We start from the raw sequence: 16,013 nt of genomic DNA on the forward strand, positions 1-16,013 counted from the left end.
TGTCATGTCCCGAGATGTTCTGCTGCTCAACCAGAAATGCGCACACACCCTGAGCCTGTTCGACGCCACCAGCGGCGAGGAACTCCACCATCTGCGCCTGCCGGATTACCCGCATGAGTTCGTGGTGGATTCCACCGGCCGCTACGCCTTCGTGGGTCACTACGGCATCCTCGGTGCCGATTGTATCGGCGACCAGGGCGGCTGCTCGGTGTTCGTGGTCGATCTCGAGACCTTCACGCTGATCAATACGCTCAGCACCTGGCCGTACTATCGTATCCACGGCCTGGGCATCGATGACCAGGACCGCCTCTACGCCATGAGCGAAGGCCACAACACCCTGCTGCTGTTCAACACGCCCCTGACCCAGACCACGCCGGATCTGGCCGTGTCCTCCGGTGGCTACAAGACCCACCTGTTCGCGCTCACCAAGACGGGCGACTGGGCCTACGGCATCAATCTGCTCAGCAATACCATCACCAAGTTCAAACCTCACGATGCCACCTTCACGCCCATCGCGATGATTCCCGGCCGCAAGCCGGAGGGCAACAGTCTGTCCGCCGATGGCCGTACCCTGTTCATCAGCAACCGCGATGACGACAGCATCGTGGCGGTGGATACCGAATCGATGACCGTGCGCGCCTCGGCGACCACCGGTCGAGATCCCAACCGTATCTACCGTGACCCCAAGGGGCGCCTGATCACCACCAATTACGGGGAAAGCTCGCTGTCATTGTTCGATGAGGCGCTGGCGCCGCTGGGCACCATCCAGCTTGAGGCGATTCCCATCGCGATGAGCTTCCACCCGGATGGCGAGCAAGCCTTCGTTTCGCTCAAGGGCGATCGCATCGCGGTGCTGGATCTGGAGAGCGGCCAGGTACGCAGAAGCTTCGCGACACGCGCCGAGCCGGACGTGTCCTGCCTGCTGGTGCGTGACCACTGAGTCAATCGGCACTTGATGCTTCCAACCAGGACACGAGCCAGTCATGACGGATACCACATTCAGGCACGAGCCTTCACACAGTCAGCCGCTGATCGATGCGCACCATCACTTCTGGGCACTGGATGGCCAGGTGGCGTACCCCTGGCTGGAAGAGTCGCCGGTGGAGAACTTCTTTCTCGGCGATTACGCCGCGATCCGCCGACCCTTTGTGGCCGCGGACTTGAAGCGCCTGGTGCCTGAGGGCTTCCGGCTGGTGGGCAGTGTGCACTGTGAAGCCGAGGCCGCACGCTCGCAGGCACTGGAAGAGACGCGCTGGATCACCCGACAGCAGGCCACTCATGCGCTACCCAGCGCGCATGTCGGCTGGGCGGCCTTCGGCAGTGATGCGTGCGCCGCACAGCTGGACGCTCAATGTGAATCGGCACTGTTTCGTGGCGTGCGCGCCAAGCCGGTCACCGCTGCCACGCCGCAGACCCGCCAATCGGTGGCGGGCACCAGCGGCAGTCTGCAGGACCCGCGCTGGTGCGAGGGACTGGCGCTGCTCAAGGAGCGTGACCTGAGCTGGGACCTGCGCGTGCCCGCCTGGCATCTTGAAGAGGCGGCCGCGACGCTTGCGGACTTCTCCGGCTTGCGCGTCATCCTCAACCACAGCGGGCTGCCGTGGGATCGCACGCCAGAAGGCCTTGCCCAATGGCGCGCAGGCATGCGGGCGCTTGCCGACAACGCGAATGTCGGCGTCAAGCTGTCGGAATTGGGCACGCCCTGGCATGCCTGGGATGCCGGCGCCAATCGCGAGCTGCTGTGTGAAGTACTGGATATCTTCGGTGCCCAGCGCTGTCTGTTCGCCAGCAACTTCCCGGTCTCCGGCCTCAAGGTCAGCTATGGCGACTGGCTAACGCTGGTGACCAGCGCCATTGAACAGATGACGAGTACCGACCTGCGCCAGCGCACGCTCGACAAGGTACTGCACGACAACGCCATCCACTGGTACCGACTGCCGATCTCCGCTATCGCATCGCCTACGGACGCTGCCGCTGCCCCCAGCTCTACCGCAACTTCTACTACAACCTCTACTGCAACCTCTACTGCAACCTCTACTGCAACCCACACGACACCCACGGCCTGACTCAACCTGCCTCAGGGCTTCACTTATCAAGGAGAAGACACGATGTCACTCAACGGTCATCAGCTTATCGGACAACGCAGCTTCGCCGCTCAGGGCGAGGCGATCCACGCCATCAATCCGGCCACGGGTGAGCGTCTGAAGCCTGCCTATCCGGGTGCCGACGCGAGTACGGTGGAAGAGGCCTGCCAGCTGGCCAGCCAGGCCTTCGATGCCTATCGCGCCACGTCGCCCGACGCGAGAGCCATCTTCCTCGAGACCATCGCCGAGGAAATCGATGCACTGGGCGACACCCTGACCCAGCGCGCCATGCAGGAGACCGGCCTGCCCGAGGCACGCCTGAACGGTGAACGCGGCCGCACCTGCGGACAGCTCAAGCTGTTTGCCAAGGTACTGCGCCGCGGTGAATGGCAGGATGTGCGCGTCGATCCTGCGCTGCCGGAACGTGCCCCCCTGCCGCGTGCCGACCTGCGCCAGCGTCAGGTCCCGCTGGGCCCGGTGGCCGTCTTCGGGGCCAGCAACTTCCCGCTGGCCTTCTCGGTGGCCGGAGGCGATACCGCTTCCGCGCTGGCCGCGGGCTGCCCAGTGGTGGTCAAGGGACACTCGGCCCACCCGGGCACCTCGGAACTGGTCGGTCAGGCCGTGGCGCGCGCCGCCAAGCGTTGCGAGATGCCGGAAGGCGTCTTCTCACTACTGTTCGGCCCGGGCAATGAGGTCGGCCAGGCGCTGGTCAAGCATCCCGAGATCCAGGCGGTCGGCTTTACCGGCTCGCGCAGTGGTGGCACCGCTCTACTGGCCCTCGCTCAGGCGCGCCCGCAGCCGATTCCGGTCTATGCCGAGATGAGCAGCATCAACCCGGTCATCCTGATGCCGGCCGCACTGGAAGCCCGCGGCGAAGCGCTGGGCAGCGCATTCGTCGGCTCGCTCAACATGGGCGCCGGTCAGTTCTGCACCAACCCGGGGCTGGTGCTGGCCGTCAAGGGCGAAGCACTGGAGCGCTTCAAGCAAGCCGCCATTCCCGCCATCAAGGCAAGTCCGGTGCAGACCATGCTGACGCCGGGCATCCACAAGGCCTATACCGAGGGCGTGGCGAGCCTGTCCTCACAGCCCGGCATCACCTGCCTGGCCAGTGGCGAAAGCGACTCTCCCATCGCCAGCCCCTGCCAGACCCAGCTGTTCAGCACTCAGGCGAGTGACTTCCTGGCCAATGAGGCCATGCAGGCGGAAGTCTTCGGCTCCAGCTCGCTGATCATCGAATGCGATGATCTCGCTCAGCTCAAGCAGGTCTGCAGCGCGCTGGAAGGCCAGCTGACCGCCACTCTGCACCTGGATGACGCCGATCACGACGCCGCACGTCAGCTGCTGCCGGTGCTGGAGCGCCGCGCCGGGCGCATCCTCGTCAATGGCTGGCCGACAGGGGTCGAAGTCTGTGACGCCATGGTCCACGGCGGCCCCTGGCCCGCCACCTCCGATAGCCGCACCACCTCGGTGGGCACCGCCGCGATTCACCGCTTCCTGCGCCCGGTCTGCTATCAGGACCTGCCGGATGCCCTGCTGCCACCGGAGCTCAAGCACGACGCGCCCTCCGGCATCAGTCGACTGGTGGATGGCGAGCATCAGGTCATGCGATGACAAACAAAAAAGCCCGCCAATTTGGCGGGCTTCTGTCATTCTTGTCCTTGATACAGTTAGGCGATACATACAGCATTCCCAGATGCGAGAAGCCGAATGTTCGCGATCCTCTAGCAATAACGATAGATACCGTCTTGCCTGAAGAGCATCCCATCGCTTTCTAATGCAGAGAGATATTGACTTGCTTTCTTGACATCACCGTCAAGCAGGTAGCGATAAATGACCTTGCTCAAGTACGTAATTGAACGAGCAGTCCGAGAATAACGGATATTGGGCGGATCGATGCTACAATCGAAACGCGTCACGGGAGTGCGCCAATCGCCATAGTTCTCAGTCAAGTAACGATCTGCATCCTCGGCACCTTTGACTACCTGACTACCCAAGGTGTAGTCAGTCAATGAAAACTCCGAGTTATCCCATCGATGGATAGCGGAGCCATGCCAGACGACGTTCCCCTCTTGCACATGAACAAAAAGGTCAGCGACAAGGCCGGTATGGTGCACGAGTTTGACAAGTATCGGCTGAGTCAACCGCGAATATTTCACTGCACTCTCGGATACGACTTCCCGAAAAGTACAATAACTTTCAGATTTTATGAACCAGGTATTATCGGATTCAGCAACAGCATCGCGAAGTTGCTTGATATCGAAGTACTTGGCGTCGACACCGATATCAATATCGTAGTCATGTCCCAGGAAATCCTTCTCTCTCACGGCTCCAAGAAGCGTGCCACTGATGACATACCAAGGCCACTCAAGACTACTCATCAAACTATCGCAATCGTTGATCGTACGATAGGCATCATTCTTGTCAAACGACTGCGCTGACTTCTGGAATTTATGTGCCACAACAGGTGCTACTGTCGGATTTTCCATGGTAGCGCTGATGATCGACAATGCATGATTGACGCTGGCGCAGAAGGATTGGTCATATTGCCAGAGAGAGTCTTGCGGAGTGATGACTAGACTGCTGGTAGACGTATCACGATCATTATCACACTCTGAGAAATCGGCTTTTTCCAGCTTCCCACCATGCAGATCAGCCTGCCAGATATGGCGCTCAAAGTCAGTGATGCGCCGGTTGTCAGCCAACCAGGCAATGAGGCGATCGGCCGCCTTGGTAGACATTTCTTCAGAAATATCGAAAAAGAAATCAGATCTGGTCGACACTGGCAGCCACCCGGTATGCGCAAACCAGATGCCGCGCCGCACGACGATTTTCAATCCATTGCTTCGCGATGCCAGCTTGATACTGTCTGTCGCTACGGCCAAAGGCGCACCCAACATCCACACACCAATGCCAGATAACAAGGCCAAAGGATAACGAAGTAATGGGTGGCGTGGTTTATTCAAAAACCGTAGAAGCCGATAGGATTTTTCGACTTCGATATTCATTTCACTTTCACCAATGTGTCAGTACGCATGTTTGTGGATCAAGCCCTTGAAGAGAGTCAGCATGATGATACGTAAGTCCAGCCATAATGACCAATGCTCTACATACCACAGGTCGCATTCAATTCGCTTGGCCAGGTCCGTATCGCCTCGCCAACCATTGATCTGTGCCCAGCCCGTGATACCGGCCTTGACCATGTGCTTTTGCATATAACCAGGAATTTCGTGACGAAGTTTTTCGACGAAGATCGTGCGTTCCGGACGCGGCCCCACGATTGACATGTCACCTTTGAGCACGTTTAGGAACTGCGGCAACTCATCCAGACTGGTCTTGCGAAGTAACCTGCCCACAAGGGTCGTTCGTTTCGCCTGGGCATTTCCCCACTGCACCCCACCCTTTTCGCTATCAACTGGCATGGAGCGGAATTTCAGCATTTTGAAGGGCTTACCATTCAGCCCGACCCTTTCCTGGGTATAGAACACAGGACCCGCAGAAGTACATTTCACTATTAGCGCGATAAGCGCCAATAAAGGAGACAGCAGAATCACGATCATCAATGACAACAGGCGATCCTCGATCCACTTGAGAAGCTTTGCTCCAAGCGACATGCGAGCACAACTCAGGTCAAGCATGAATAGGCCAGCAACATCAGAGACGTCATGATTGATTAGACGAAAATCACGCATATCTGGCATATAGCGTACATTACAGGTCGTCAAGCTCAACTCTGACTGTATATCGCGAACCAGGTTACCTTGCGTCAATGGGAGACAGATCCAGACTTCCTGCTCCTCGTGGACGATCTGCTGGTCGGGCCGGTACACCTCTGGTCTGATCGAGCTCCATTTCCAAGCCTCAATGCCACCAGTCAATATGACCCTCTCAACATCAAAGCCTGCTGTAGGGACATAGGCTAGCTGACGAGCTGCACTCAGACACGTCAAAGCATCTCCTATAAGAAGCACGCTCTTGCGATTCTTACCCTTCGCTCTCAAACGGTTCAAGACCGGGTAGGCAATCGCCCGAATCAATACTGAATAGGCCGTTGCACTGACCATCCAATAGCCTACCCATAAGCGTGAGAACTTGTCGCCTGTCTTGGTCATGAACATTACCAAGGCCAATAGCCCTCCTAACATCATGTATCCAGCTACGATCTGAAAGACCAGCCGGAAGCGAACCTGGCCCCGCCAAGAACGATAGATGTTAAAATGCGGCAAGACCAGCAAAGCCAATATAGCTCCTAGCAGTATTCCCCAACCATAACGCTCGGATATGTCTAAGCTACCAAAATGTAGCAAGTGGGCACTGAAACCAGCCAGAACTATGATACAGAAATCTACTAAGCGTACTAATTCAGTGGTATACATCGTGTAACCACTCAATACGTGATTTTGTACTTTCATAGCGTTTGTAACATCATCATTATTCAAGATCTCGACGAAGTAATTCTAGGACTTCGAAAGCCTTGATTAGATCTTCATGAGGGATCGACAAGAACCGTTTTAGTGAGCGCTTCAGATCCGTCGTGGATATATCCTTAGTGCGCTCTAAGTATAATACTTCGCAGTATTCCTGCAGAAAATCGAACTCACCTTTCCAATCTTCTCCTATCGCAAAAGTATCAACTTTATATTCTTTGACGTCACGTACTTTTTGCTCCCAGTCATTTTCAGGAATAACGAGATCCACACAATCGATAGCTTCCACGATCTTGGCACGCTGATCATAAGGAATTAGAGTCTTTTTGCCTTTAAGCAAGTTGAACTCGTCTGTCGATACACCCACTATCAAACGATCACCTCTCTCACTGAGACGCTTCAAAAGATTGAGATGTCCGACATGGAACATATCGAATGTACCATAGGTTATTACTACCTTTTCCATTTCACATCCTTGTCATGAGCTTTTTGTTGACTAAGACTATTAATCATTTCAATAAGTCGATCACTACTTTTCTCAGAAAACTCTATATATTTTTCTATATTATCAATGCTTTTATCATCAGTTTTTAACAGGTTATGAATTTTAAAATCAGAATCTACAATGAAATCAGAAAAATCTCTTTCTATTTCTGGATATATTCCTCTAGCATATTTAAATAGTTGCTGATCGTTCCACAATAACACGAACTTTTTCTTAGTGGGCAACCAATCAAATAAGATTGATGAATAATCTGTAACTAAAACATCTGCCACATAAATTAACTCTTGTATATCATCTAGCACATCTTTAACTATAACATCTTTATCTAATAAATCGCTGCCGAATGAATGGCCGCAATAAATTATAGTATATTTATCCATGAGCCCGGAGCAACCAAACTTGGGCATGTATGATAGATCATTTCCATAGCCATACTGATTGTAATCTCGCCAAGTTGGAGCATAAAGTAAAATTGGCTTATCATTACCAGCCATGCTTTGATATTTTAGTCTGAGCGTTTCTATTTTAGATTGATGTATATTAATATTCCTGGGATAACCAAACTCTAAAATCTTATCCTTCGATATTTGGAAGGATGACCTAATTTTATCGGTACAAAAATGATTTTGAGATAGTATGTAATCCCAGCGTAATAAATCATGGAACTTTCTTAGCTTATGTTTTTTAGTTTTTTTCATGATAAATCTTTCGTCACTATCAAAGAGCATCCTTTTTATTGGTGAGCCATGCCATAGCTGTATCCAAACCATACCTTCTTTCTTTTCAAGATTATTCGGTACCCAAGTCTCAAATATATGAAATTTTGCAATACCAAGAACACTTTTATACTCTGGCGTACCTTTAATCACGTAATTGATATTGCGTCTAAGTGGCACATCTGGTATTAGGCTTTCATCATCAACAAGGACATATATCTCTAAATTTTCATTTAAACTATCCGCTTGCATCAATAGGTATTTAGTATTTCCTTTTATAGAGCCATTAAATCCATGGAAAAGCAGTACATTATCTTTTATAGAGAGAGAGGATGAAACGTGAGGCTTTGTAAACAGTCCTTTAACTAAATTCGCAATATAGGCCGAGGGAGATAAAGATTTCTTTTTTGTCCTATGCAACCAATTTAAGGTGTAAAATGCACACGATGCCATGAAATTATAATTATTAACAAGATCCAGAGGATATCTATACCTCCGCCCTAGCTTTTTAGTGGCTTCGCCACCCGCTATGGGGCTTAATGCTGATAGTAAACTTATTGAGAAATCATAATATTGTTTTTTAGGGATCCTGCCTTGTACGATAGTATAAAAATATGCCTTAGAAAACATATTTTTTATGAATACTGAGGAATAACCCTCAATTACTTGATCGTGTTTAGCAATACTATTTTCGATGGCTTTTATAAACCCATCGCTATGCTTGGTTGTATTATAATCTTTTTTAGTTGTAGAATTACTGTTAACATTTATCACATACAAGGGAAAAGGAGAATATGTTATAACTCCACCACTACACAAAGCTCCGACACCAAATTCAATATCTTCGTATATATAACCTTCACCGAAGGATATGTGATTATTTAATATATATTGCCTTCTGTATAACTTGTTAACTGGAAACAATGTCCTTGTTAATAATTTTTTTATACTTTCTTTATCCAAGAAAGTGTTCTCAAACAAAGCCGGAAAATTACTATAACCAAAATAGTTATTTTCTTCATTTTTAAAATGATAATCACAAACTACTACATCAGAATTATTTTCTTCAGCATTATTTACTAATTTCTCTATTGCAAGTTCAACTATTTCGTCATCTGCATCCAGGAAAAATACATAATCACCAATAGCTTCATTCAACGCAATATTTCTTGCTTTTCCTTGTCCTCCATTTTTTACGTCAAAAACTTTGAGGTTATTTATTCTATCACTATAAGATTGCACGATATTTAACGTGTTGTCACAAGATCCATCATTAACTACTAACAGCTCAAAATTAGAAAATGATTGATTCAAAACACTATTTAAACACCTATCTATATAGTTTTCAGCATTATAAGCTGGTATGATCACACTAACCACTATACTCATCTAAAACACCCATGTTTGTAACGTATTAGTTCTTTAAAGCTTCTATGTAGATTGCTTCAATCGCATATCGCTGCATTGCTTGAAATAACATTCTGGATACTAAAAGTATAAATACAGCTGTTAGTATGCCTTGATCAAGGTACATAATTTGTACCACTAGCAAGGCAAAGATTGCAATAAAACCTATTGAAGAGAAATACTCAATATACTGTCTACGATGTAACTTCAAAGCACCTATTCTTTCTTCGTCCTTTAAACTTACAGTTTTATTGATAATCCTATTTAATAGGGAAATGAACATTAAAAATATTAACAACATTGTCAAAGGATCGAATATAAATATAGTTAGTGTCGTTATTACCACAAGTAAAACTTCTGACAAAGCTTTTGCAATGTGGTTATGCAGTTTAACAACACTTGATCCCTTTGATTTAAAGTGCGTGTTCACATGCTTATTTTTGACAATTATTTCAGTACTTGAATCGAGACACCTTCGATGCATAATTCCAAACACTAAGTAAATAATATATGCACACGGTACCATAAATGAAAAAAGTAGTATGTATTGCTCTAAACTAAAATGATCTGTTAGCAAGCTACTATATCTCTGATCATTTCCTGAAGAAGCAAGTATCAATACTTTAATTGGAAGAAAAAAGCTAACCATTTGAAACAACCTTGAAATGGATAAGAAAATGCTCCCTTTTAGAAAATCTATAGAGATGTTATAAAAATATATACATACATTAAAAAAAACATGAAAATGCCTTAGCATAAAACAGCTCCATAAATTTAATCTAATCCTTCCAAGAATTTCATCATAGGATCAACCTCAAAATCACCTAATGAATATTTCCTTGACTTTAATCGTTGTTCATACACTTTATCTTCACCTTCAATTTCGCTTATTGTTTTTATAATATTGACATTCTCATTTACTATCGTTGCGGCACATGAAGTAGGATACCTAATATTAAGACTTTCAATTGTCAACTCCTGAGTATTACAAAGAATAATAGGTTTACCTGTCACTAAGTACTCATTCATAACACTAGATATATCGCATATGAGAATATCGCTTAAGTTCATCGCGTCATGAATCGAGTCAGATGTGCTATAAATTTTAATATCGTATTTAACGCACAACTTAGTGATTTCGTTTAACCAATATTTATGATCTGGATTTATTGCACCTGTATATGGGTGCGGCTTGAATATTAAATTGTAACGCTTGTCATTTATAATATCAACGCATAATTTATAGCCCAACTCTCCTATTGAACTATAATCAACACTCTTTACGTAACCCTCCCAAGTTGGGGCGTATAGTATAGTCTCTATTTTATCTACTTTGCTACGGTAATTTAAGGCCATTTCAGCTTGTGGGCGCCCTACATGGATCACTTGCCCTTCTCTCAGCGGAAGCCCTGCAGCTCTCAAACGCTCTTCAGAAAGAGGGCCAGCCACAAACAGGTAATCATAGGCCATCAGCAATTTGCTTTGGTTAACGGCTTTATCACTCTCACCGTGATTGATGAAAATATGATCCAGGTGATGATAACGCAATGCTTGTACGTTTTTCATCGTATTGGCTGGATATAATACTTTCTTTACGGAAGTAGTATCCCCCAATATGGCCTCAAGGTCGATCTGTGTCCTTGCCGTTACTGTAAGAATATTCGTAGGCAGCATCCCTGAGAAAATATCAGCCTCACGAAGTATGATAATCACTGGCTGATCCAGCTTTTCTAATACAGGAAGCCATTGATTGATTTGATACGCGACCCCTTTCATTCCAGTTACGTACACGGCGACGGTCGGACGCTCTGCCTCAAGCACCTTCACGGCATGCGCTCTTATCTTTTTTCTATTGAATAATTTGAGGATGACCGGCCATGCAACAATCAGCGAAATCGCGATATATAGTAGTACTATAGGGAGTACAAATAAACCCAGCTGACTTGTCAATAATGGTACAAGTGAGGCAGCGAAATTGATTTTTTGCTCATATTTATTAACAAGATTTTCTTTGGAAGTCTCTTTGACTTCCAAGCCAGACAGGTAATACTCTAGCTTTTCCGATTTTCCCGTTATGAATTGCAACCCGCATACTAGGGAAAATATGGCTATTGTGAATGAAGTGACATAACCTACTATCAAACTAGCAGCCAGAAGTGAAATAACGGAAAATACGACTGGCAATAATTTATGCTTACCTATCTTGCGCAAGATGCCTTTCATAACGTCTCGGGTCTCTGTTTATTTAGGCACGCTACCGCCCCAGGATTTTGGGGCAATTCCTGAGGCCAGATGACAAACAGGGCGCCGTAGTGAGAGCACGGTGCCCTGTTGGATAAAATAGCGAGGTTTTTTATTGAAAGCTTCATGGATTATACATATTTTCGTCATATTTGGCTAGATTCAGGGCAATGAAGCCCACCTTCCTGCAGGTGCTAGATCAAGAAAGCACGAATAATCAGCACCTTAGTGTGCGTCATAGGCATGAAGCGACCAGGGGGGAACAAAGACGGTGCTGTTCTTGTGAGGCACATCCGGCGTCGGATGAGACAGAGCAGACTCGTAAGCATCAGATCATGCTAATGATTTATTATGAGAACGATTCTAAATACGATAGTAATACGTCTTAGTCGTCACGATATTTCTCTGGTTTTAATTTCCCGCCTTCTGTCTTGGTCAGCAATTGATCGTTTGCATCTAATTTCACTATCCGGCTCCTATTTTCACTGAATTGTTTATTTATCAGTACTCCGACACTCACTGTCTTTGCCTATGCGAGCAACAGCGTAAGAAAGTCAAAAGTTTAGAGGCAATCTCTGGATGGTGTTAAGTGCATAGCAGATCGTGTATATCTGATGTATCGCTCGAGATACATCAAACCAGAAAGTTGGATCATTATTTACAAGCTATTATTCAAAAATAATTTAATGATACACCGCATAAAAACATGGAATTCCTCGCCTCATTTCATTCAACTAGAATTCCTGCTCATATTGGGTAGCATACGACAATCTTGTATTCAAGAATAAGGCGCGCCAAAATTATCTGACACGCTTTATTCATACTTCTTTACAAATTCGATTACGCAGTCTGGTGACGCCAACGCCAATAATGCGTGATCAAACCACCGACAACTAGATTATGTACAAACAGGCCTGACGGGAATGAATTATAGGATTCAAAATTACTGATTATCATCCAATAAATGAAAAACATCAAACCGAAGCAGGCAATATCATCAGGCATCGCATTACCCCGCCATGCGAGCCAGGTGGCACGGCCAATCCAGATTGCCAATAGGGACATCGCAACAAGTCCAACAACCCCATATTCTACCCAGGTTTCGAGAAAGTAATTGTGCAGGTGTCCATATTTGGCCAGTACCCAATCTGGCAGCCACGTCGTTTCCGACATGACCAACTGACGGCCTTCAGGCCCCCACCCTATCATCGGGCGTTCCGCAATCCACTGGCTCGCCGCAATCCAGCTATTGATACGAATGCCGATGCTTGTATAAGGAACTTCTGTAATCTCGCCATCTACCAACTGAGATATCACACTGCTCTCTTTATGGAAGCGATGATTAAGAGAGTCTCCCAGTGTAGAGAGTAATATACCTGCCCCAATTACGATAGATAGTAGAATTGTGACGAGATACTTTGTCAGATGTCTTGTTCTACCCTCCAGCACGGACTTGATAACCCAGAGAATCAGACCGATGCCACTCGCAATCGTGGCACTGAGCCAGACGGCTCTTGTCTGACCGACGGCAATGCCGGTTATCACCATCACCATCGCCAAGCACCAAAGCGTTATCCTTAGATAGCGCGCGTTGCCGTCACTCCAAAAGCGACGAGCAAAACAAAGCAAGCCCAGTAACGAAACCCCAAACAACATGGATGCATGCTGATTGTTACGGATTCCGAACCCTACTCTCTCACCAGTGAATCCCGTCAGCCACCCATCATCATCTGGTGCGATCAATGTCGTTAGCAAGATTCCAGCTACAGCCAGCCCCCACACAATAAGTGTATTGCGTGTACTACCTTTCAACCACCAAGCAACACAGATAAAAATGAACAGCCTGGCCAGATCTTGAAGTCTAGGATCATCAATTGCCCACTGAGGATATTGCCACAACCCTAGTGTCCACGAGAACAATTGTAAGCAAAGAAAACCAATCAACAATAATAGTGGAGCTTTGCGTACTCCTTTTCCATATAAACAAAATGCTATTAAGCCCGTTAGCACCAAGACTTTTTCGGCTGCTCCCTGTGTTTCAGGGATCAAAAATTGCATTGAGGAATATAAAATTAATGACAAGATGCCTATACAAGCCAGCCAACGAGGCTCGAGGCTATCCTCTAATGAATACCAATTCTTTATAGGCTGCATGATAACTCTTCTTGGCTCGGGGACTTTAAAACTTGGCTTGAATTTTGTATATCAGATAGCTCTGAAGAATGTGCTTTTGATAATCTTTTCAGGCTTCATTGTTGCCCTACAATTCTGGACGAGGAATTCTACACAATTCTAGAGACCACGACAATGTAAACAAACCTGAAGTGTTAACAATGCAACTACCATCATGTCAAAACCAAGCCTAACGCCAAACTACTAGTGCATCTCATTCTTGATACGGATATACCTCCAGTACTCGCAGCGTCAACAGGGTTTAGCTGCAGGGCTTGTGTCTCTTGTTAGGGGCTTGCTTTTCCTTTATGTGGACCACCCTCCCCAGCCTTGGCGATCAGCCAATCCCGGAACAGTCGCGCAGAGGCCGAGAGCGGTCGATCGAGGTCAAACACGAGATGCTCCGCGAGGCCGGTGATCGCGCGATGCTCCGTGACACGTACCAGCTCGCCCTTGACGATGGCGTCCGCCGCCATGAAGTCCCACGCCAGCCCTATGCCGGCGCCTCGTTGAATGGCGGCGTAGGTCAGCGTCAGCTGATTTAAGGTGATGTCAGACTTGGGCGGGCGGTAGCGAATACCGAAATGGGCGAACCAATGAGACCAGTCCATGCAGTTCCAGGAGGAGTCCAGCTGAATCAGCGGGCGCTGGGCCAGCTCTTCCAGCGAAAGTCCCTGCTCCTCGATCACCTCCGGGCGCGCCACCGGATAGATATCTTCGTGAATCAGCGGCGTGGCCCCCAGCGCTGGCCATTCGCCGTCGCCATAGAGGATCGCGAGATCATGGTCCGGCACCATGCTGGCATCCATCTCGTTGCTGGCGTGGATGTGCACGGTGATCTCGGGGTGCTCGGCGCTGAAGCTCAACAGGCAAGGGAACAGCCAGTACTGGGAGACGGCATGCGTTGCCAGCACGCTGACGGTGTCAGGGTGCTGCAGTGCGCGCAGGCGCTGCCCGGCCATCTCGAGCCCTTGCAACGCCGGGAGAATGTGCTGCTGGTAGAGCATCCCCGCATTGGAAAGCGTGACACCGCGCGCCTTGCGCACGAACAGCGGCGTGCCAAGTGACGCCTCCAGCGCGCGAATCTGCTTGCTGATGGCGCTCTGGGTCAGGCACAGCTCATCGGCGGCACGGGTGAAGCTTCCCAAGCGACTCACGGACTCGAAGGCCGCGAGCCCCTCCAATGAGGGAAGATGGCGAAAACGTCCTGCCATGGGGGCTCCCTGTATTTGGAATTGTGTCTGTGTTCGTCATTGCGCTCGCGCGGATGTCTCCAAGCAGCTCTCGCGCCGCGCATTCCTTGATGGAATGGCTGGATGCGGCAAAGTCGCTGCTTGATCACGAAGTAACGCATTAGAATGGCCCCTTGATCAAGACAAGGGCAACTCATCATGAAGAAAGCAATAGTCCATGCTGGCATGGCAGGCGCCCTCTGGGGAGGCGTCATCGTGTTGCCCTCACTGCTTGGTGACATCCATCCAGTGGTCATCAGCTGCGCACGTTTCGGGCTCTATGCGCTGTTTGCCGCGGCGATCGCGTTGCCCCATGCTCGCCGCCTGTCTGCTCGCCTCACTACGCGCGATACCCGCTTGCTGCTGGAATTGGCACTGACAGGCAATGTGGCATATTTCATCCTGCTGACGGCGGCCGTCCAGTATGCCGGCGTGGCCATTGCGGCATTGATCAACGGGCTGGTACCGGTGGCGGTGATGTTGATCGGGAGACGCCATATTCAGGCGAGCCGCTTGTCGGTGAGCCTGTCCCTGACGCTGATCGGGGTGGGGATCGTCTGCATGAACGTGCCTGTTCTGCTTCGCTTCCTGCAGGGCGCAGGAGAGTGGCGAGACCTGATCGGCGTGCTGTGTGGCTCGCTCGGCGTGATGTCCTGGGCATGGTTCGCGCTGCGCAATGCTCAGCAACTCAAGGCCGGTCGTTTTTCCGCGCGGGAATGGTCCACCCTGCAAGGCATCGCGACCGGGGTCGTGGCAGTGATGATTCTTGTGCTGGTCGCCGTCTTGCAGCCGCGGATACTGCCGCTGGAGCTCTCGTCTGAACGCTGGCTGGCCTTCGCTGCCGCAGCCCTGTTCATGTCGGTCGGTGGCTCCTGGATCGCCAATGCCCTGTGGAATTCCTCGGCCCAGCGCCTGCCGGTATCGGTGGGCGGTCAGATGATTGTCTTCGAGACTTGCTGCGCGTTGCTCTACGGATATCTGCTTGCCTGGCAATGGCCGCAGACCAATGAAGTGCTGGGCATGCTGTTGATTCTCGGCGGTGTGATGTGGACGCTGCGCGCCGAGCAGCGTGTGGCCGGCCCTCGAGAGGTTGCGAAAGGCGTACCTGTTACGGGATCAGATCAGTGATATACCCCGCCTGATGAAGTCTGGGTTGCCTGATGGGTATCTCCCGCACATTTCACTCGCCTATTTCACTCGCCTATTTCACTCGCCTATTTCACTCGCCTATT

At 49.3% G+C, this 16,013-nt stretch carries 11 protein-coding genes; 4 read left to right on the plus strand and 7 right to left on the minus strand.

What is annotated here, in order from left to right:
* The first annotated feature begins 4 nt into the window (after positions 1-4).
* Genes QD208_RS14215 through QD208_RS14225 form a run of 3 tightly spaced genes read left to right on the plus strand, consistent with a single transcriptional unit; the run spans position 5 to position 3,695 of the window.
* On the plus strand, positions 5-940 hold the full coding sequence (locus QD208_RS14215) for a YncE family protein (RefSeq protein WP_279837209.1): 936 nt from the start codon (positions 5-7) through the stop codon (positions 938-940).
* Between the two features lie 43 nt (positions 941-983).
* Positions 984-2,066, plus strand: coding sequence for an amidohydrolase family protein (locus QD208_RS14220; protein ID WP_279837210.1), 1,083 nt, complete (start codon positions 984-986; stop codon positions 2,064-2,066).
* Positions 2,067-2,108: 42 nt separating this feature from the next.
* Complete coding sequence (locus tag QD208_RS14225) at positions 2,109-3,695, plus strand: aldehyde dehydrogenase (NADP(+)) (protein ID WP_279837211.1); 1,587 nt, start codon at positions 2,109-2,111, stop codon at positions 3,693-3,695.
* A 110-nt stretch (positions 3,696-3,805) separates the two neighbouring features.
* Here the strand turns inward: QD208_RS14225 and QD208_RS14230 are convergent, their stop codons facing one another.
* The 7 genes from QD208_RS14230 to QD208_RS14260 all read right to left on the minus strand — a co-directional run bounded on the left by QD208_RS14230 (position 3,806) and on the right by QD208_RS14260 (position 14,763).
* Positions 3,806-5,089, minus strand: coding sequence for a hypothetical protein (locus QD208_RS14230; RefSeq protein WP_279837212.1), 1,284 nt, complete (start codon positions 5,087-5,089; stop codon positions 3,806-3,808).
* Positions 5,090-5,107: 18 nt separating this feature from the next.
* The gene (locus QD208_RS14235) at positions 5,108-6,493 is read right to left on the minus strand and encodes an undecaprenyl-phosphate glucose phosphotransferase (RefSeq protein ID WP_347882003.1); all 1,386 of its coding nucleotides are present in this window, start codon (positions 6,491-6,493) and stop codon (positions 5,108-5,110) included.
* Positions 6,494-6,512: 19 nt separating this feature from the next.
* Positions 6,513-6,974 carry an adenylyltransferase/cytidyltransferase family protein gene (locus QD208_RS14240; protein WP_347882004.1) on the minus strand — a complete coding sequence of 154 codons (462 nt, stop codon included), beginning with the start codon at positions 6,972-6,974 and terminating at the stop codon, positions 6,513-6,515.
* Positions 6,962-9,118, minus strand: coding sequence for a CDP-glycerol glycerophosphotransferase family protein (locus QD208_RS14245; protein ID WP_279837214.1), 2,157 nt, complete (start codon positions 9,116-9,118; stop codon positions 6,962-6,964). The genes QD208_RS14240 and QD208_RS14245 overlap by 13 nt, the downstream gene beginning before the upstream one ends.
* A 792-nt stretch (positions 9,119-9,910) precedes the next feature.
* Positions 9,911-11,359, minus strand: a complete 1,449-nt coding sequence (locus QD208_RS14250) for a CDP-glycerol glycerophosphotransferase family protein (RefSeq protein ID WP_279837215.1) — start codon at positions 11,357-11,359, stop codon at positions 9,911-9,913.
* 858 nt (positions 11,360-12,217) lie between these two features.
* Positions 12,218-13,531, minus strand: coding sequence for an O-antigen ligase family protein (locus tag QD208_RS14255; RefSeq protein ID WP_279837216.1), 1,314 nt, complete (start codon positions 13,529-13,531; stop codon positions 12,218-12,220).
* A 305-nt stretch (positions 13,532-13,836) separates the two neighbouring features.
* A complete protein-coding gene (locus QD208_RS14260; protein ID WP_279837217.1) occupies positions 13,837-14,763 on the minus strand; it encodes a LysR substrate-binding domain-containing protein in 927 nt (308 codons plus the stop codon).
* A gap of 204 nt (positions 14,764-14,967) precedes the next feature.
* Here QD208_RS14260 and QD208_RS14265 point away from each other — a divergent pair, with 204 nt between their 5' ends.
* Entirely contained in the window at positions 14,968-15,909 is a 942-nt protein-coding gene (locus tag QD208_RS14265) for a DMT family transporter (protein ID WP_279837221.1), read from the plus strand.
* Positions 15,910-16,013: the final 104 nt, after the last annotated feature.

The organism is Cobetia sp. 29-18-1, assembly GCF_029846405.1.
Lineage (GTDB): Bacteria > Pseudomonadota > Gammaproteobacteria > Pseudomonadales > Halomonadaceae > Cobetia > Cobetia amphilecti.